Below are 20,234 nucleotides of genomic sequence, written 5' to 3' on the forward strand. Positions count from 1 at the left end.
ATTCATTATCAAAAAGACTAAATTTGAATGCTACTTAATCTAACTCTTAATTATTATGAAAAAACATTTACCTTATTTATTTATCTTATCTATTTTTTGTTCAACGTCCTTATTTGCGCAAATAGATCAAGATATACCAGTGCCAGAAGACCAAGTTATTCTTGATGATTTAATTGTTGACGGAAGTTTAGCTGTTGGTATGGATGCTGTTAATGGCGAAAACTTTGGTTTTGATACTGTTAGGTTAAAAGAAAATAATTTAAGAATCCATTTTGATGACACTTCGGGTTCTTCTACATTTCCTGGTAATGATTGGCGAATTGCAATTAACGACTCTAGTAATGGTGGTGCAAATTATTTTGCAGTACAAGATGCTACAGCTGGAACAACACCTTTTACTGTTACTGCGGGAGCTGGAAATAATGCATTGTTTATTAATAACAGTGGATATGTTGGGTTTGGTACTGCTGCTCCTATAGTAGAGTTGCATGTTTTAGATGGTGACACAGCTACATTGCGTTTAGAACAAGATGGTTCTAGTGGTTTTACTGCTCAAACTTGGGATATTGGTAGTAACGAGACTAATTTTTTTGTAAGAGATGTCACTAATGGTGGTCGTTTACCTTTTAAAATTCTGCCTGGAGCTGCAACAAATTCACTATATATTGCAAATACAGGTAATGTTAGTTTAGGGGATACTTCACCCTCAGAAAAGTTAGAGGTAAATGGTAATGCAGCAATTACAGGTAATGCTCTTATTGCTGGTCAAGCTAGTATTGGTAGTGTTATTCCAAACGCAAATGCATCTTTAGCACTTACAGCAGTAGATAAAGGATTATTATTAAACCGTTTAACTACAGCTGCAAAAACAACTTTAGGGACTTCTTTAGATGCTACTGCAGCAGGAATGATGGTTTATGATACAGATGCATTAGGATTATATGTATGGAATGGTACAGCATGGGAAGAGATTGCTATTAATTCGGGTTCTGGTTCTGGAAGTGTTCCAGAATTATTAAATTATCAAGCAGCAATGAGAGATGCGTCTGGAGATTTTATAGCAGATCAAGCTGTTAATTTAAGATTTAGTATTCTAGATTCTAACACAGCTACAACTCCATATGCAGAAACGCATTTGCAAACTACAACATCAAATGGAGTAGTAAGTTTAACAATAGGAAGTGGAACGCCAACAACAGGTGTTTTTGCAGATGTAGATTGGTCTCATAACAATTCATTACAAGTAGAAGCCGATATTACTGGAGGTACTACTTTTGCAATAATTGGGACTACACAATTTGTTAGTGTACCTTATGCTTTAAGGGCTAAATATGCAGAGAACATTACAACGTCTAGTGTTTCTAGTGGTAAAACTGCTGAACCTAATAAAGACTTAAGCAATGCTTTAAGTGAAATAGAAGTATTGAAAAAAGAAATTAGTGTATTAAAAGCGCAAATGCAACAAGTTCTAAAAAAGAGATAATACTAAAAATAGTAATATAGAAATAGCCATCTACTCGCAATAGGTGGTTTTTTTTTGTTTAACAAAATTTAAAAACTAAAGGGTGTTAAGAATATATTAAATAAAAAAGCGACACTCAACTTTACGTTTTATGTCGCTTTTTCAAACTAACTAACTAACCATTGTCTCAAAAACGTACTAATGCTTCGTTTATTATAGTTCTATTTTGAATTAACAATACTTTATGATTTTTCAAGCTGAACTTGTTTTAGTTTCTTTCACTTTTATAGTTCCTCAACAACCATATCGCCTTGATTTCTAAAGACTAATTGCTTATCGAAAGCATCTAATAGAATAATACTATCTGTTGTTACCTTTCCAGATAAAATCTCTTTACTTAAAGCATTTAATACTTCTTTCTGTATGACTCTTTTTACTGGTCTTGCACCAAATTCTGGATCGTATCCTTTTTCTGCTAAGTAAGCAATAGCTTCTGGTGTAGCATCGAATGTTATGCCTTGTTGTGCAATCATTTTAGTGACACTTTTAAGTTGGAGCCCTACAATTTCTGTAATGTTTTCTTTAGATAAAGGTGTAAACAATATAGTATCATCAATTCTATTTAAAAACTCAGGTCTTACGGTTTGTTTTAACAAACCTAAAACATCAACCTTTGCCAATTCCATAGCAGTGTCAATATCTTTTGTAGCAGCAAAACGCTCTTGTATTAACTGACTTCCCATGTTTGAAGTCATGATAATAATGGTGTTTTTAAAATCTGCAGTACGTCCTTTATTGTCTGTTAAATGGCCTTCGTCTAACACTTGTAATAAAATATTAAAAGTATCTGGGTGTGCTTTTTCAATTTCATCTAGTAAAACAACCGAATACGGTTTACGTCTTACCGCTTCTGTTAATTGTCCACCTTCGTCGTAACCAACATATCCTGGAGGCGCACCAATAAGTCTACTTACGGCATGTCGCTCTTGGTATTCGCTCATATCAATACGTGTTAAAGCGCTTTCATCGTCAAACAAATACTCAGCCAAAGCTTTTGCAAGTTCTGTTTTACCAACACCAGTTGTTCCTAAAAACAAGAAGGTTCCTATAGGTTTTTCAGGATTCTGTAAACCTGCTCTAGAACGACGTACAGCATCGCTAACGGCAACAATAGCTTCTTCTTGACCAACAACACGTTTATGCAATTCGTCTTCAAGTCTTAGAAGTTTTTCGCGATCGCTTTGTAACATTTTGGTAACAGGAATACCTGTCCATTTAGCTACAACTTCTGCAATATCATCATAAGTCACTTCCTCTTTAATTAAAGACGTTTCAGACTGTGTATTAAATTCGGTTTGTAGCTTCTCAAGGACTTCTTGTGCTTCTTTAATTTTACCGTAGCGCAACTCTGCTACCTTGCCATAATCACCTTCACGTTCTGCTTTTTCTGCTTCAATCTTAAAGTTTTCAATGTCTTGTTTTTTATTCTGAATACTATCTACAACGGCTTTTTCACTTTTCCATTTGGCGTTTATTTCGTTACGTTCTTCTTTTATATTTGCTAAATCACTCCGCAGAGACTTTAGCTTTACTTCATCTTTTTCACGTTTAATAGCTTCTATTTCAATTTCTAATTGCATTACCTTTCTGTCTAAAACATCAAGTTCTTCTGGTTTAGAATTAATTTCCATGCGTAATTTAGCAGCAGCTTCATCCATTAAATCAATAGCCTTATCTGGTAAAAAGCGATTGGTAATGTAGCGTGTAGATAATTCTACAGCACCAATTATAGCTTCGTCTTTAATGCGAACCTTGTGATGTGTTTCGTATTTTTCTTTAATACCACGAAGAATAGAAATAGCACTTTCTGTATCTGGCTCATTCACCATTACTTTCTGGAATCTACGTTCTAGGGCTTTGTCTTTTTCAAAATACTTTTGGTATTCATCTAAAGTGGTTGCTCCAATGGCACGCAGTTCTCCACGAGCCAAAGCTGGTTTTAGAATATTTGCGGCATCCATTGCGCCTTGTCCGCCACCAGCGCCAACAAGCGTGTGGATTTCATCTATAAAAAGCACAATGTCTCCATCGCTATTTGTAACTTCTTTTATTACTGCTTTTAAACGCTCTTCAAATTCACCTTTAAATTTTGCTCCAGCAATAAGTGATCCCATATCTAGTGCGAAAATTTGCTTATCGATAAGGTTTTCTGGTATGTCTCCATCAACAATTCTATGCGCTAAACCTTCTGCAATCGCTGTTTTACCAGTTCCAGGTTCACCAACCAATATTGGGTTGTTTTTGGTTCTACGCGATAGAATTTGAAGTATTCTACGGATCTCTTCGTCACGACCAATAACAGGATCTAATTTGCCGTCTTTTGCTAATTGATTTAAGTTCTTGGCATATTTATTTAAGGCATTGTAGGTTTCTTCTTGACTTTGAGAGGTAACACGATCGCCTTGTCTAAGCTCATCTATAGTGGCTTTTAGTGCTTTTTCAGTTACACCTTGATCTTTTAAAACCTGAGCAATTTTACTTTTAGATTTAAAAATAGCTAAAATTAAATGTTCGATAGAAACATATTCATCGTTCATGTTTTTAGCAATAATAGAGGCTTCAGTTAATGTTTTCGAAGCGTCTCGTGAGATCCCTAATTCGCCACCAGAAACCTTAGAGAAACTTTCAATTTGTTTGTCTAAAATTTGTTTTAGCATGGGTACGTTTACATTCATTTTCTTCAAAATGAATGGCAACACATTTTCATCTACTTCAAAAATGGCTTTAAAAATATGCTCATTTTCTATTTGCCCGTTGCTTAAGCCTTGAGCAAGCTGTTGCGCTTGTTGTATGGCTTCTTGCGATTTTGTTGTGTAGTTATTTAAATTCATATGATAATAGTTTTTTTACTTCTTTATCTCCAAATTTTGAGACACAGAAATCTTAATATTTTTCTTTTTATAATTTGCTATATTTCAATTACCTTACCAAATAAAATTACATGACAAAACGTCTCATAAGCACTAAACTTGTATGACTTTTTGTCTGTTTGTAATGTTTGGGAATTATTTCGACTATAAAGTAGTGAAAGATTTCTGTTTATATGGAAATGAAAAAAAAAGTTAAATTTTATGTTTAAAAAATTATTCGGTTCTAAAGAACCAAAAGAAGAAAAAATATTGCCTTGGAAACAGTTAACGACTGTAGCACAGTTAGGTACAATCGCCAAATTATCTAAAGGAAAAACGCAAGTTATATTTAAACACTCTACGCGTTGTGGAATAAGTTCTATGGTAATGAACCAGTTCGTGTCTGCGTATAATGTAGATGTTAATTTAGATTTGTATTACCTAGATTTATTAAGCTTTAGAGATGTCTCTAACGAAGTAGGCTATAAGTTTCAAGTTATGCACCAATCGCCACAGTTATTGGTAATTAAAAATGGAGTAGTGGTGTCGCACGCAAGTCATGGCGCCATTAATGAGGTTGATTTGGAGCGTTTTGTTTAGCTTTTAAAACAAGAGTTCATAAAAAACCTCCCAAAGTTATTTGGGAGTTTTTTTTTGCTTTTAACCTCTAAAATTATATCTGGTAATAATATTTTTGAGCTTGAGCTTTAAATCTTCTCCAGTATCAAAAATCATTTGTTCTGTACTTGGAAAAGGAACAATACGATTATTTATATAATCTAAAAGCACACCGTCAATTGCTCTTTTATCACCTTGAAAAGTGGCGAAAAAATGTTCGAATAAGAAAGTGGTCTCCACAGGAAAACGATCTAACAGCTGTTTTGTGTTGAGGTCTTTAAATTCTGCAGAAGCGACTATGGTAGACGTTTTAAATTGGCGTGTTTCAAAATATTGACAGGCTACTTTTTTAAATTTAACTTCTTTTATGTCGTTACCTAAAGAATCTTTTTTAACATTTCCATTACTATCTAAAGTATATTTAAAGCCATCCTTCACCAATTTCTCTTTACTAATCTCACGCTCTTTTATTTGCTCAGGTGAGATAATGATATTTTTAAAAATTAAAGATAAACTGTAGTCGTAATCAATGTTGTCTACTTTTTTGTTATGGTAAACGGTCCACAAATCATTTAATCCATAAGTACTTATATTAAGTAAATCTTCTTCTAGGCGTTTTGGTATTACTTGTTGCGTATCGTTTTCAAGAGATAATAAAATAAGATCTTGACCTATACGTAATGCTTGGTCCATAAGTTGTTTTACATCTTTGTAGTTAGGATTTATGTTATCTATATACTTGAAATCATCAAAAGCTTGACGTGCATTAAATTTAGTATTACTAGTTAACAACGATGTTGCTTTACCATATAGGTATTTAGTAGTTTTTTCTTTGTATTTTATTATGTTTGAATTATAATCTTTGAATTCAAATCTTACCTGTTTATTATTGTAGTAGAGTGGTAAAATAGGTTTAACGTTTTCTTGACGATTATTTAATTTCTGGTAAATATTATAAATGCGTTCAAGATTTTCTGGATTAGAATCTTTTTTTAGATACACTATATCATTCAGATCTCTATCGGTTGCTTTATTAAAAGCATTCTTTAATAATAGGATAGAAGCTTGTTTACTTTTTTTAGTTTTATTGGTACTTAATTTTTTTAAAGCATCATTAATTGCAACCTCATAGTTGCCGTTGTTTATTTGTTTTTCAATACCACGTGTGGTATTACAAGCAATTATAGTTGTTGCTAATACAATTAGAATTAGTATTTTTTTCATTTAGATTAAGTTTTTGGCATCGTTATAAAGTACTGTGCAAAAATATAATAAGCATTAATATTTTAATTGATATTCTGTCATTATTTTAAGTTTCAAAATAGTTGTAAACTAAATACTAGCGTTGTTTGTTTGGAATGTTTTTAATGGAATAGTGATTAGATGTCGTTATAAATACAAAAGCCCAAATCTCTTTGGGCTTTTGTATTAACTTCTAAAATTATATTTGTTAATAATATTTTTGAGTTTTAGTTTAAGATCCTCACCAGTATCGTAAACCATTTGCTCGTTACTTGGAAAACGTATTCTTCTGTTTTTAAGAATTTGTATGTCTTTGGTGTTCAAAGCTCTGCGGTCTCCTCTTACCGTGGCATAAAGGTTATCGAAAACAAACTCGCTATCTATAGGAAAGCTTTCTAAAATTTGATTTTGTTTTATGTCGCTATACACAACTTTTGCAATAACTTGAGTAGTTTTAATCTGTGTAAATTCAGTAAACCTTGCTTTTGCTGTAATAATTTTGTCTTGTTTAATATCGTTTCCGAGGCTATCTTTTATAACATTTCCGTTGGTGTCTAAAACATATTCCCAACCGTCTACAATATTCTTTTTTCTTAGTAATTGCTTCTTTGTAATATGTTCTGGAGATACGTTAACACGTTTTAATTGCAATGCCATTGCATAGTCGTAATCTATATTCTGATTTACATTTGCGTGATATACAGTCCAGAAATCGTTTAAACCGTAGGTGTCAAAATTTAACAAATCGTTTTGTAAACGTATTGGCATTATTTGTTGTGTTTGGTTTTCTATAGCTACAATTACAAAGTCTGTGCCTTGTTGATGTGCAATAGTCATAAGATGTCTAACATCTCTAAAATTTGTGTTTATACTTTCAATATAATTTAGAGCTTCATAGGCATTTCTATTATCGGTTTTGTTGCTGCTTTCCATTAAAGAAACAGCAGTGTCGTATTTGTAGTTTGATACTTTAGCTCTATATTCTGCTATAGAATTTGAATAATTATTAAAATTTAAAGTCAATAGTTTTTCGTTTATATATATTGGCATTACTGCTTTTATAGCACGTTGTCTATTTTCTAAATCTAAATAGATATTATAAACTTGTTGAAACTGCTCTGGATTACCATCTTTTTTTAAGTGGTGGATGGTATTGTAATTTTCATCTACTACTTTATAAAATGCATCTTGAAGCATCACAATGTAATCCTGCTTACGCTTTTTGTCTTTGTTACGTTCTAGCTTTTTGAGTGCGTTACTAATGGCCTGGTCATAATTTCCAGAATGTAGTTGCTTTTCAATTTGTTTTCTTCCAACACAGGATGTTAGTATTAGAAGAACTACTGTGAATAGTGTGACATTTTTCATCTTCTTGTGATTTATATGTTTATACTGTAAGTATAAAATCAATTAGTGTGCCAAAACCTTAAAATCCCTTAAACACATAGTGTTTAAGGGATTTTAAAATGTTTTGGTTTATAAAATTAATGACTAGGAAGGTGAATAATATGTTCTTTGTAAAATGGCTTCCATCTTCGGTAACTTTACTTTTTTAGAATAAAATAAATTACTGAGAACGAGATTTAAGTTTGCGTCGTATAAATTTAGATAAATGTTAGCGGATTCTACAAAAGGTATATTTGTGTCATCTTCGGAAATATAGGCTATAAACCAAATTTTTTCACCTGCAAAATATATTGTTTTATTAGTATGAAGTGAAAATTTTTCAATTTTATATCTATGAAAGTAATCACTATCTATTAATTACATTGCTTTATCGTTTAAAGCATCTTGCGCAAAATTTAGTTGAAAAATTAAACAGAATACTAAACTTATAAATAATGGTTTCTTCATAGTAAACTTGTGTTAATTAAGTAGAATTAGATAATATTAATATAAGGTTTTTTATTCAAAAATTTTGATTATTAAGAAGTTTTTGTAGGATTGTACTTGCTTTTTTTTAGATGTCACATGCCGTTGAAATAAAAAAAAAGCCCTTAAACACAGAATGTTTAAAGGCTTTTAATATATTTTGGTTTATAAAATTAATTACTAGAAAGATTGATAATGTGTTCTTTGTAAAAGGGCTTGCCATCTTCGGTTATACCGTTTATAATAAGTTTAATGTTATCGTAATCTCTTCTATTTATTTTTAAAAGATTATCACTATTTGGTTTAATGTTAAAATTAGGAACCCAATCTATAGTGCTAAAATTGTCTATTGTTCTTTGGCTGGAAAAAGCAAGATCCGGAAGCTTGTATTTTTCTTTAGGATTGATAAACCCAAATTTGGTATCAAACTCTTTTATATTTCTATTTTTTATAACTCTCTTCTCTAGATCATTACCATTCTTTGATACAACATGAAGGACACCATATGGGAAATTTGAGCCATAGCCTGTTCCGTTTATATTGAGCACAACATAATCGATTTCATTGGCGTAAATAAAAGCGAGTAGAGATAAATCTTGTAGTATGGCACCGTCCCAAACAACAGCAATAGGAGGATTAATAGCATCATTTATGCTTTTTGGTCCTCTTGTGTTTACAAGTTGTGGAATACCAGCTGCGGTATAAGTAAGTATTGTATTAGGTAAAGTTTGTAAGAATGTTAAAAATAAAGTGTTATTAAATCCTGTGTCTTCTGGTTTAACCACTCTGGAAGATGAAAGTCCAAAAATGCCACTATTTTTTATTTTCCTTTTTAGTTCTAGTTCTTTTTTAGCTTTATAAACTTCAATATTCACTTCATCCAATTGCTCTGCGCCATAAAATTCAGGTAATCTAAGATTTTCTGTGTTTTTAACTGTCCTATTTAGACTGTCCGTTTTGTCTAGAACTTCTTTAATGTTAATGTCAATATTTAGAGAAGGATTAGCTCGGTAATCTATATACGTATTGTAAACGAAGAAATTAGATTTTTCGATTTTCCCTTTTTCATTTATAAGAGAGAGGGTGTATTTTGTAGGATGATTTAAAAGTAACTTTTCGAACTTAAATCTGTTTTCGTTATCTATCTCTGTAAGTGCTGTAATTTTATTTTCTGTAGAAGAAAGCAATACTTTATATTTTGATAAATTTTTCTTTTTGGTCGTTACTTTTCCACTTAAAATAATTCCGGCTTCACTTGCATAAGGTGTGTTTCTATTGGACAAAGTGTTATATACAAACACATTATTTTTTGCTTCTAACTGTGTTATGGCATCAAAATCTTCTTGCTTGTAATTATTTATTCGCATTGCGGTGTTATAGTGGTCACCTTTTAGATATGGTTTTATAAGATAATCTGAAATAATGTTAGATTTATTTTTGTATACCAAAGTTTCTTCTGGTAATACAGAAACACTAATGTTTGCTAATTTATCAGTGCCAAATAAATTAAAATTCACGGTTAATGAATCTTCAGAAACGGCATCTTTAATTACATTTAAATTGATGCTATTACTATCGTAAATAAAGAAGTTTTTACTGTAGAGTTCTTCTTTTTTATCATTAAAAACGGAAATGGTATTCAAACCTTCTAACACATCATTTTTAGCAAAGTTTATTTTGTAAATCTCTTTATCTTTATTGAATTTTATTGGAGCCATTGACCTTACAGAGCCTTCGCGATGTAAAACTGCAAAACCATAGCTATTATCTAAATTCGAAATAATAGTTGTTTTAGGTGCAATTTCGAAAGTTAAAGCGGCTTTGTTATTAGAATCGGTTCTGTTAATTTCAAAGCTTTCTGTGTTAGCTTTAAGCCTAGAAACATCTACTGTTTCTGTTAATATTTCTTGATTTATATTAACCGAGTTCATGTCAGATAAATCAACAATTTTAATGGGAAATATTGAATTACGATTAAAATTTTTATTCCATTGTGTATCTAATTGCAAATAATAACTTCCATTTTCTAGTGTGTCAGGAAGTTCAAGTTCTCCATAAGATTTCCCGTTTTCCGCATAAAACAAATTACTAAGAACCAGTTTGAAATTGGCATCGTATAAATTTAAATAGATATTTGCACATTCTGTAAACGCAGTATTAGTATCATCTTCGGCAATATAAGCTTTAAACCAAATTTTTTCACCTGCAAAATATAGTGTTTTGTTGGTGTGAAGTGAGAATTTTTCGATTTTGTAAGCATGAAAATAGTCACTGTTTATTAGTGACATTGCTTTGTCGTTTACAGATTCTTGGGCAAAACTTATTTGAAATATAAAGTTTAGTAAAAAGCTCGATAATAATATTTTTTTCATTTTTAAATTGTTATTAATTGTTCAACGCAATTAGGACGTGAAAAAATTAAAATGGTTTAATGTGCTTTATCCTTTTTTTTAGGGTTGAATATTGGTAGTAATTGAGATTTTACTTCACCAAAACCAATTCGAGTACCATCTTTTTCGCAATGCCCTCTCATAATTACGGTATCGTAATCATTTATAAATTTACGTTCAGAGCCATCTTTCAATTTTACAGGTTTTTCGCCTCTCCAACTTAATTCTAACATAGAGCCATAAGAATCCGGTGTTGGTCCAGAAATGGTACCACTTCCCATCATGTCTCCAGAGTTTATTGGGCATCCATTAATGGTATGGTGGGTAAGTTGTTGTGCCATGCTCCAATACATGTATTTAAAATTAGAACGGCTTACAATGGTTTCTTTGGCTTTTTCAGGTTGAATAGAGACTTCTAAATTAATATCGAAACTCTTTTTACCTTTTTGTTGTAAATAGTCTAGTTGCTTTTTAAGCGGTTTAGGGCTTTCAACACGATAGGGTTCTAAGGCATCTAAAGTAACTATCCATGGAGATATTGACGATGCAAAACTTTTGGCTAGAAAAGGTCCTAATGGAACGTATTCCCATTTTTGAATGTCTCTTGCGCTCCAATCGTTAAATAAAACTAATCCAAAAATATATTCTTCAGCTTCTTCTATAGGTATAGGTTCACCTAAATCGTTCGCATCAGTAGTAATAAATGCCATTTCAAGTTCAAAATCTATTAATTTACTTGGTCCAAAAACAGGTTGTGTTTCTCCAGCAGGTAAAGTTTGTCCTTGAGGTCTATGTACAGGAATTCCAGAAGGAATGACTGAGCTACTTCTACCATGATAACCAACAGGGATATGCAACCAGTTTGGTAATAAAGCATTATCTGGATCTCTAAACATGGTACCTACATTTGTTGCATGTTCTATACTCGAATAGAAATCTGTATAATCTCCAATTTGTACTGGTAATTGCATTTCAATTTCGTCTAAACGAAACAAAACAACTTCTTTATGTTTTGGGCTTCCTTTTAACTTTTTATTTTCAGCATCAAATATTTCAGCAATTCTATTACGCACTAAACGCCAAGTTTTACGACCATCTGCAATGAAATCGTTTAAGGTATCTTGAAGGAAAATATCATCGGTTAATGGAATACCTTCAAAATAACCTAGTTGATGTAGAGCACCTAAGTCTATTGCTGTATCTCCAATTCGAGTTCCAATAGTAATAATATCGTCTCTTGTTAAAAAAACACCAAAAGGAATGTTTTGAATAGGAAAATCTGAATTCTTATCGACGTGCAACCACGATTTTCTATCTGGATTATTGGCTGATAATGGCATATATTTGAGTTATTTTTTTGTTAGTAATTCTATTCAAACCTACATAATTTTTATCAGTTTGAATTATTTTTATTATTAAATTAAACTTAAAATTCTATTTCAATTTTTGAGTTATAAACATATTTGAAAAGATAATAACAATCTATTAGAATCTGAATTTTTTAAGCAAAAAAAAGTATACTTTTTATTATTTTTGCTGTAATCATTAAAATGAAACTTTTATGCAACGCGACGAACAAATATTTGAATTAATAGAAGCCGAAAAACAACGCCAATTAAATGGCTTAGAGTTAATTGCATCAGAAAACTTTGTAAGCGACCAAGTTATGGAAGCGGCAGGTTCTGTTTTAACTAATAAATATGCCGAAGGTTATCCCGGTAAACGTTACTATGGAGGCTGTGAGGTGGTCGATGAAGTAGAGCAAATTGCTATCGATCGCGCTAAAACATTGTTTGGAGCTGATTATGCGAATGTGCAACCACACTCTGGAAGTCAGGCTAATACGGCAGTATATCATGCTTGTTTAAATCCTGGTGATAAAATTTTAGGGTTCGATTTGTCTCATGGTGGTCACTTAACGCATGGTTCTCCTGTTAATTTTTCAGGTAAATTATATAATCCTGTGTTTTATGGAGTAGAGGAAGCAACAGGTGTTTTAAATTATGATAAAATTCAAGAAATTGCGACTCGCGAAAAGCCACAAATGATTATCGCTGGAGCTTCTGCTTACTCTCGCGATATCGATTTTAAACGTTTTCGTGCAATAGCAGATAGTGTAGACGCATTATTATTAGCAGATGTTTCTCATCCTTCTGGTTTAATTGCTAAAGGTATTTTAAACGATCCTATTCCACATTGCCACATTGTTACGACTACAACTCATAAAACATTACGTGGACCAAGAGGTGGTCTCATTTTAATGGGAACAGATTTTGAAAACCCTTTCGGGCAAAAATTTAAAAATGGAAATTTAAAAATGATGTCTTCATTATTGGATTCTGGAGTGTTTCCAGGAAATCAAGGTGGGCCTTTAGAACATATTATTGCCGCTAAAGCTATTGCTTTTGGTGAAGCATTAACCGATGAGTTCATGCATTATATGCTACAAGTTAAAAAGAATGCAGATGTTATGGCAAGCGCATTTGTAGCTAGAGATTATAAAATTATTTCTGGTGGTACAGATAACCATATGATGCTTATAGATCTAAGAAATAAAAACATTACAGGTAAAGATGCCGAAAAAGCATTGGTAAAAGCAGATATTACAGTTAATAAAAACATGGTGCCTTTTGATGATAAATCTCCTTTTGTTACCTCTGGAATTAGAATTGGTACTGCTGCAATTACAACACGTGGTTTAAAAGAAGATGAAATGGAAGCTATTGTAGATTTAATAGACGAAGTAATAAATAACCATGATAATGATGCTGTTTTAGAAGCTATAGCGGTAAAAGTAAATGCTATGATGAGTGATTTGCCTTTGTTTAATATGTAGAAATACTTATTGAAGATATAAAACTAAAAAATCCACTCTCTCGAGGGATTTTTTTAGTTTAAGATTGTAGCTTTTTACTCAAAAGTAATATGCTGATAAGCTCCTAAGTCTGGAGACGTCGTTCTACTAACTCCTAAAATATCTTGTTGCACTTGAGAAGCAAAGGTTGCATTTCCTTTTGCATTTGCGGCAGAATCGTCACCAATAAATAAATTGTTAGCAAAAGGCGCGCTAAAGTCTGGTTCTTGATTACGCATTAGGTTTTCGTAGTGTGTTGTATCCGTAAAATCGTAATTATCACCACTTGGGCTGCTTGAAGACTCCGAAAATTTTACCAAACAATTTGTAAACTTAAAATCAAAAGTTACAGCAGCATCTAATACTTCATCCATTAAGAATTCGGGGTTGTCATTTCCATAAATAATAGAATTATTAAAATAAGCTTCGGTAGACGTAAATACGTTTGTAACATTATCTGCATCGACAAAGAAGTTATTAACCAAAAGCGCTGGAAACTGTCTAAAACTATTATTCCAGTAATTAGCGATTGTACAGTGCGTGAAATTATATTTTCCACCTTGAGTTAGAGCAACAGAAGATTGTCCAGCATTATTAACAACCAAATTTTCTGCTTTTATAGAACTGTTTCGAGCTAGAATACCATAGTTTCCAAAATTATATAATTGAGAATTGGTAATCGTTAATTTGTCTTGAGCCGCGTTTGGATTACCATCACTTAAAATACCTACGGTTCCATTTTTAATTGTCGCATGGTTAATTATATTATTTACGCTATTCTCGAAAAGCCAGATGGTTCCCCATTGTCCAGGAACATCTGCAAAAGCAGGCTCCAGTCTGTCACTTTCAAAAACAACCTCATTCTCCATAAGATCTTGGTCTGCGCTTAAACTTCCATTAACTTGAAGTGATGCATTTTCTGAAACTAGAAGTCCTGAATTAGCATGAAAATGAACTCTTGCTCCCGCATCAATAATAAGTGTTTCTCCACTTGGAACAGTAGCATAACCAAAAATAACATAAGGTCTTTGGCTTGTAAACGTTAATTCTGAAGTTAATAATTCCCGACCTTGTATTTCGGTTTCTATTTGTTGCCCATCTACAGTCAGCGTTAGCGTTTCTATAATTCCTGTAGTGTTATCGCGATCTGGATAAATAAATACAGCGTCTTTAACCAATGTTACTAAATCTACTGATTGTAAATTACTACCAGCATCAAAATTTATTTTGTCTGTATATAAAAACTCAGTATCTGAAAGTGTTTGGTCTTCAATGTCAATAGTCGTTTCAATAAAAATAAAAAGACTGTCTTTGGCTTGTATTTCTACGTTATTAAAAGTTTGTCCAGCGTTTCCATCAACATTTAACCTGTAGTTAGAGGTCTGTCCACGTTCTAAACCTATAGAAGGAATAGAGATATCGTTATTACTACGGTTATAAACTTTAAGGTTATAAGTGCTTGATCCAATATTTGTAAAAACCGTATCTAAATAGACTGTGTCTTTAGAAAACTCAAGGCTTCCAGTACTAGGAGCGAAGTCAAAATCTTGTCGACAAGAACTCCAAAATAATAAAAAACTAAAACAGGCAAGAAAGTAAAATATGCGTTTCATGTATTAATATTTATTGTTTTTTTAAGGTCACATGTTGTTCGCCGTCCATTATCCCTAATTAGGTGATAAAACTTCTAACATGCTCGTTTCATATGAGGTAATTAAATAAAGTAGCTTTAAGCGACTAAAATATAACTTTTGGATTTATGTTTTAGTATGTATTCTTATTATTTAACTGAATATATTTTTTATTTCATCAGAAATTCTAAGTGGCTTGTTATTAGAATAACTCATAAAACACCATTTGGTTTCAGATTTAGCCAAAATAGCTTGAGTTTTATTATTGTAAATCTCTACTATTCTTGTTGTTGTAGCACCTGCAGTATTGGTGATATAAGTATTTAAAAGTATTTCGTTACCTAAAACGGCTGCTCTTTTATATTCAATAGTATGAGATATTAAAACCCAAAAATACGTTTCAGTTATGCTTTTTGAAACCTTTTCTAGCCAATGCGACTTAGCAATATCATTTACCCATTCTATGTAACGAACGTTGTTGACGTGATTAAGTTCGTCGAGATCCTCTTTGGTTACTGTTAGTGTTTTGGTGAAGTTTTGCATTGCTATTTCTCAATAATTTTAACTTCAAACAATTTGTCCCAACGCTTACCAGTAACAAAAATAGTTTGTGTTTCTGGATTGTAAGCGATACCATTTAAAACATCTAATCCATTATGTTTGGTTACTCGTTCTTTTAAAGGAGAGAAATCAATTACAGCTTCAGTGGCACCATTTTTTGGGTTTATTATTACAACACCATTTTTTTGATAGATATTAGCGTAGATTTTTCCCTTTATCCATTCCAGTTCATTAAGCTTTCCTATTTTACCTTTATTAGTATAAACTTGGATATTTCCATCTTCAACTAAAGTTTCTGGGTTTATATGCCATATTTTTTCTGTACCATCACTTTTATAAAGGATGCTCCCATCGTTGCAAATTCCCCATCCTTCTTGGCTTTTTCCAAATTTAAAAGTACTTGTACGCTCAAAAGTATCAACATTGTAAACAAAACCTTTACCACTTAACCAGGTTAATTGGTAGATGCTTTTATTTAAAACGGTTAAGCCTTCACCAAAATAATTGTCGGCTAAATCAACGTTTTTTAAAACGGCTCCTGTTTTGTAATTTACTTTACGCAACTTACTCTCACCTTTTTGTCCGGTACTTTCGTAAAGTTCTCCATTGTAAAATTCTAAACCTTGTGTGTAAGAAGTAATATCGTGTGGATAGGTATTTATAATTTCGTAACCATAGACTTTAGGCGCTACATTATTAACAATAGCTACGTTTTGTGTGGCAGTTTCAAGGTCTCCATCATATTTTATTGTAGCAATAATATCATGTTTTCCAAGCTTAAAATCTGTAAGTGAAGTGGATGCCTTAATGTCTATACCGTCTAATGTGTAGCTAACCGACTCTATTTCAAGTTTTTTCGGATTTTTTATGGTGAGTTTTAATTCTTCATTTAAAGCAATAGTGTTATTTGTCGCATTTGTAGAAATGCCAAAGTTTTTTTTAGCGATACTGTCTCCACAATTAGATAATGTAATCGCTAAAATTATGATAATAAGGTGTTTAAATACTTTCATTTTATTCTTGTAATTTTTAGCAAGATATTTATTAAAATTCGGTTTAAAAAATGATTGCGATAAATTTAAAAGATTGTATCTTTGCAACGGCAAGTCCTACACAACTAGCTCCTGTTGAATCCTCCAGGTCGGGAACGAAGCAAAGGTAAATGGTCGTAGCAGTGTGATGTAGGTAGCTTGCCTTTTTTTATGCAATAAATTTAAATCTTGAAAGCCATGGCGAATCAAGATTTTTTAGTTTATATCTCCCAATGTACTGCGGTCTCTTCAAATTATTTCTTAATCATAATTAGTTTTAAACTCACAACTTTTTTACTTTTAACTTTTTAACGTTTAACTTATTTTAATGGCTAAAGTAATATTAATTACAGGAGGATCTTCCGGAATCGGGAAATCGATTGGCGAATATTTAAAACAACACGGTTTTAAAGTTTATGGTACAAGTAGAAGTCCAGAAAAATATACCAACCATCCTTTTAAAATTGTAGGTTTAGATGTCAAAGATGTTAGTTCTATTACTAACGCTGTTGCTGAAGTTATTGCTGCTGAAGGAAAATTAGACGTACTTATAAATAACGCTGGAGTTGGAATTACTGGACCAATTGAAGAAATTTCTGAAGTTGAAATACAAAATAATTTCGACACCAATTTTTTTGGACCAATACACGTTATTAAAGCTGTTTTGCCACAAATGCGAAAGCAAAATAACGGACTTATAATTAATATTACATCTATTGCTGGTTTTATGGGATTGCCTTATCGTGGTATTTATAGTGCAAGCAAAGGCGCTCTAGAGTTATTAACTGAAGCGTTTAGAATAGAGTTAAAAGATTTTAATGTTAATATGTCTAATATTGCTCCAGGCGATTTTGCTACTAATATTGCTGCAGGACGTTATCATTCGCCTTTAAAAGAGGATTCGCCTTATAAAAATTACGAAAGTGTTTTAAATGATATCGACACACATGTAAAAGAAAGTGGCGATCCTATTGCAGTTGCAAAGATGGTGCTGAAAGTTGTAAATACTAAAAAGCCTAAAACGCACTATAAAGTAGGTTCTTTTATGCAGAAATTCTCTATTGTTTTAAAGTTTTTATTGCCAGATAAGGTTTATGAAAAGATGTTGATTAAACATTATAAACTATAAACGCAAACTCCAAATTTGAACGTCAAATATTTCAAGTTAAAATTTATAAGAGTCATAAATTCTTGTTTTGTTAATATCATTTTATATCATTTTTTCTTCTAGCTTAAGTTAAACCGTAACTTTGCATCGCGTTGGAAAACTTATAAATTATAATTTTTAATGTAATCGTGAGCTTTGCGTTAAGGATTAAGGCTTTGTTGAAGCTCCTCGCAGAGAGCGACTTCCGAAAGCCTGACCTTTAGGTAACGCCTAAATAATTAAACACAACTAAATATTTAATATGAAATTTTTTATAGACACTGCTAATCTTGAACAAATTAAAGAAGCCGAAGATTTAGGAATCTTAGATGGCGTAACCACAAATCCATCTTTAATGGCTAAAGAAGGCATTACTGGAACCGATAATATTTTAAAGCACTACGTTGCTATTTGCAACTTAGTTGCTGGAGATGTTAGTGCTGAAGTTATTGCAACGGATTTTGAAGGTATGGTAAAAGAAGGTGAAGCACTTGCTGAATTACACGAACAAATTGTAGTTAAATTACCTATGATTAAAGACGGTATAAAAGCGTGTAAATACTTTAGTGATAAAGGGATTAAGACAAACGTAACTTTAGTGTTTTCAGCTGGTCAAGCATTATTAGCAGCAAAAGCTGGTGCAACATATGTATCGCCTTTTATAGGTAGGTTAGATGATATTTCTACAGATGGATTAAACCTTATTGCTGAGATTAGACATATTTATGATAACTATGCTTTCGAAACTCAAATTCTTGCTGCATCTGTACGCCATACAATGCACGTTATTGATTGTGCTAAATTAGGTGCTGATGTTATGACTGGTCCTTTAAGTTCTATCGAAGGTTTACTAAAACATCCACTTACAGATATTGGATTGGCTAAATTCTTATCAGACTATAAAAAAGGGAATTAAAGTTCAATACCTTTTAAAGTATTACGATCTAAAAAGTCCTGAAAATTAATTTTTTCAGGACTTTTTTATTGTTTTAATATTTGTAATATTATTGGTTTAACAAACCCAGTAACTCCTGTTCAAAACCTATGTTAAACATATTGGCTTTCGCGTTTACTATTTGTGCTTTTTTATTGAGAATAAATACTTTTTGTATTGGGTTTACAGAAAGTAACACTTTAGATTGTTTTGGTGCTTTAAAACGGTATTCGTTATGAATTTTAACATTATAGCGGTTTAGTGTTTTTTCTTGTTCTTGATAAGAAATAGAATCAACATTAATAGCTATGTAATGAAATTCAGGGTATTTTACCTTGAGCTCTTTTGAGCGTTTGTGTGAAGAAATTAAATGGTTTTTGTTATTTTTAGACCAAAAGTAGATTATTGTAGGTTTTTTTATTAACGAATAGATGCTAATTTCTTTGTTGTCTTTGTCATATAAATTAACAAGAGGGATTTTTTTTCCTGGCTTTAACCTTTTGTAAGAACTAACAAATTGAGTTGCATTTTTTATATCTTTTGTGTTTGTGCTCTTTTCATTAAAGGACTGAAGCATTTGGTCGTAATCTTCAGTGTTTTTAGAGACACTAATAAATTGTCTTAAAACAAATCGTAATAAACTATTTTTAATGTCTTCGTTGCTTACCTTTTCTTCAATAATACTAAGCTTATCTAGATTATAATGTATGTCTAATTTGTTGTAAAGGCTATCTTTAGAATGTTGAAAATGGTTTCTTAGAGCTAGGTTGTTAATGTGAAATCTTAAAAATAAAAGATAAGGACCGTAATCTTTAATGGTCGTATTGTTGTAATCTATAGTCTCTCTGTAGTTATAGAAATCTTCTGGAAGATTTTTAAAGGCATCCAATTCAGATGTTTTATAATTTGCTAGAGGATAGAGCTCTTTATGTGCGTAATATTCATAATTAATACTTGCTTCAGCTATTTCATCAAACAACTTCGAAGTCTCATTTTTAAGCTTAAGTTTCGCTAGTTTTTTTAATTTCCAATCTTTTGAAGATTTATAAATACTATCAAACTCTTCTGCAGTTTTTTGACCTAAACCAAGAATTTTGTCATCTTCTATTTCATTAAGCAAATACATTTCCATTAAAAAATTATTCTCTTTTGCGCCAATTCCAGTATAAACTAGAGACTCATCGAAATCTAATGTGTTTAAACGTAATCTTAAACTATCGTTGGGTTCAATCAAGAAACTTTGAAATTCTCTACCATGAAAAAAACTGTATAAACCAGGTTCAAAATCTTTGAAATTGTGAGAAAATCTATTGTACTTATTTAACGCAATGGTATCTAAAGGAACTCCAGATTTAATAATAATAATATGATTGCTAGTCGGGTTTATGATTTCACCACCTAAATAGGCGTTGTTTATAGAAGTGTTCTCCGTATCTTTTTTACAAGCCGATAGAGATATTGCTAGTATTAGGGTAAGGAATAAAAAAATAGATTTCATAAAAAATCAAATGCAATAGTTCGTAGAAACAAAAATATGTTATGTAAACGTGCAGTGGTGTTAATGCGTTGTTAAATTGGAAATA

General features: G+C 31.7%; 14 protein-coding genes and 1 other RNA gene. 6 read left to right on the forward strand and 9 right to left on the reverse strand.

From position 1 onward, the window contains the following. Positions 1-55: 55 nt before the first annotated feature. Positions 56-1,483, forward strand: coding sequence for a hypothetical protein (locus RH82_RS17645; RefSeq protein ID WP_052158185.1), 1,428 nt, complete (start codon positions 56-58; stop codon positions 1,481-1,483). A 263-nt stretch (positions 1,484-1,746) separates the two neighbouring features. Here RH82_RS17645 and clpB read toward each other — a convergent pair whose 3' ends face one another. Further along, on the reverse strand, positions 1,747-4,353 hold the full coding sequence (clpB, locus tag RH82_RS02945) for an ATP-dependent chaperone ClpB (RefSeq protein ID WP_034057911.1): 2,607 nt from the start codon (positions 4,351-4,353) through the stop codon (positions 1,747-1,749). Between the two features lie 240 nt (positions 4,354-4,593). Here clpB and ytxJ point away from each other — a divergent pair, with 240 nt between their 5' ends. Then, the gene (gene ytxJ / locus RH82_RS02950; RefSeq protein ID WP_034057912.1) at positions 4,594-4,971 is read left to right on the forward strand and encodes a bacillithiol system redox-active protein YtxJ; all 378 of its coding nucleotides are present in this window, start codon (positions 4,594-4,596) and stop codon (positions 4,969-4,971) included. 60 nt (positions 4,972-5,031) lie between these two features. Here ytxJ and RH82_RS02955 read toward each other — a convergent pair whose 3' ends face one another. The 4 genes from RH82_RS02955 to fahA all read right to left on the reverse strand — a co-directional run bounded on the left by RH82_RS02955 (position 5,032) and on the right by fahA (position 11,833). Then, positions 5,032-6,213, reverse strand: a complete 1,182-nt coding sequence (locus RH82_RS02955; RefSeq protein WP_034057914.1) for a hypothetical protein — start codon at positions 6,211-6,213, stop codon at positions 5,032-5,034. Positions 6,214-6,417: 204 nt separating this feature from the next. Next, positions 6,418-7,599, reverse strand: coding sequence for a hypothetical protein (locus tag RH82_RS02960; protein ID WP_034057915.1), 1,182 nt, complete (start codon positions 7,597-7,599; stop codon positions 6,418-6,420). A 677-nt stretch (positions 7,600-8,276) separates the two neighbouring features. Further along, positions 8,277-10,475 (reverse strand): hypothetical protein, encoded by a 2,199-nt coding sequence (locus tag RH82_RS02965; RefSeq protein WP_034057916.1) that lies wholly within the window; start codon positions 10,473-10,475, stop codon positions 8,277-8,279. 56 nt (positions 10,476-10,531) lie between these two features. Continuing rightward, positions 10,532-11,833, reverse strand: coding sequence for a fumarylacetoacetase (gene fahA / locus RH82_RS02970; RefSeq protein ID WP_034057917.1), 1,302 nt, complete (start codon positions 11,831-11,833; stop codon positions 10,532-10,534). 221 nt (positions 11,834-12,054) lie between these two features. On the opposite strand from fahA, the gene glyA reads away from it, so the two are divergent. Further along, positions 12,055-13,329, forward strand: coding sequence for a serine hydroxymethyltransferase (glyA, locus tag RH82_RS02975; protein ID WP_034057918.1), 1,275 nt, complete (start codon positions 12,055-12,057; stop codon positions 13,327-13,329). 74 nt (positions 13,330-13,403) lie between these two features. Here glyA and RH82_RS02980 read toward each other — a convergent pair whose 3' ends face one another. The 3 genes from RH82_RS02980 to RH82_RS02990 all read right to left on the reverse strand — a co-directional run bounded on the left by RH82_RS02980 (position 13,404) and on the right by RH82_RS02990 (position 16,552). Beyond that, positions 13,404-14,960 (reverse strand): hypothetical protein, encoded by a 1,557-nt coding sequence (locus tag RH82_RS02980; RefSeq protein ID WP_034057920.1) that lies wholly within the window; start codon positions 14,958-14,960, stop codon positions 13,404-13,406. Positions 14,961-15,131: 171 nt separating this feature from the next. Further along, positions 15,132-15,521 carry an acyl-CoA thioesterase gene (locus RH82_RS02985; protein WP_034057921.1) on the reverse strand — a complete coding sequence of 130 codons (390 nt, stop codon included), beginning with the start codon at positions 15,519-15,521 and terminating at the stop codon, positions 15,132-15,134. Between the two features lie 2 nt (positions 15,522-15,523). After that, on the reverse strand, positions 15,524-16,552 hold the full coding sequence (locus RH82_RS02990; protein WP_034057923.1) for a glutaminyl-peptide cyclotransferase: 1,029 nt from the start codon (positions 16,550-16,552) through the stop codon (positions 15,524-15,526). Positions 16,553-16,639: 87 nt separating this feature from the next. Here RH82_RS02990 and ffs point away from each other — a divergent pair. The 3 genes from ffs to fsa all read left to right on the forward strand — a co-directional run bounded on the left by ffs (position 16,640) and on the right by fsa (position 18,633). After that, positions 16,640-16,738, forward strand: an RNA gene (ffs, locus tag RH82_RS18095) — signal recognition particle sRNA small type. Between the two features lie 160 nt (positions 16,739-16,898). Continuing rightward, positions 16,899-17,699: an SDR family oxidoreductase gene (locus RH82_RS02995; RefSeq protein WP_034057924.1), complete on the forward strand. Its 801-nt coding sequence runs from the start codon at positions 16,899-16,901 to the stop codon at positions 17,697-17,699. Positions 17,700-17,979: 280 nt separating this feature from the next. Then, on the forward strand, positions 17,980-18,633 hold the full coding sequence (fsa, locus tag RH82_RS03000) for a fructose-6-phosphate aldolase (RefSeq protein ID WP_034057926.1): 654 nt from the start codon (positions 17,980-17,982) through the stop codon (positions 18,631-18,633). A gap of 88 nt (positions 18,634-18,721) precedes the next feature. Here fsa and RH82_RS03005 read toward each other — a convergent pair whose 3' ends face one another. After that, a complete protein-coding gene (locus tag RH82_RS03005; protein ID WP_034057927.1) occupies positions 18,722-20,149 on the reverse strand; it encodes a TlpA family protein disulfide reductase in 1,428 nt (475 codons plus the stop codon). Positions 20,150-20,234 lie beyond the last annotated feature (85 nt).

The organism is Lacinutrix jangbogonensis, assembly GCF_000797445.1.
GTDB lineage: Bacteria > Bacteroidota > Bacteroidia > Flavobacteriales > Flavobacteriaceae > Lacinutrix > Lacinutrix jangbogonensis.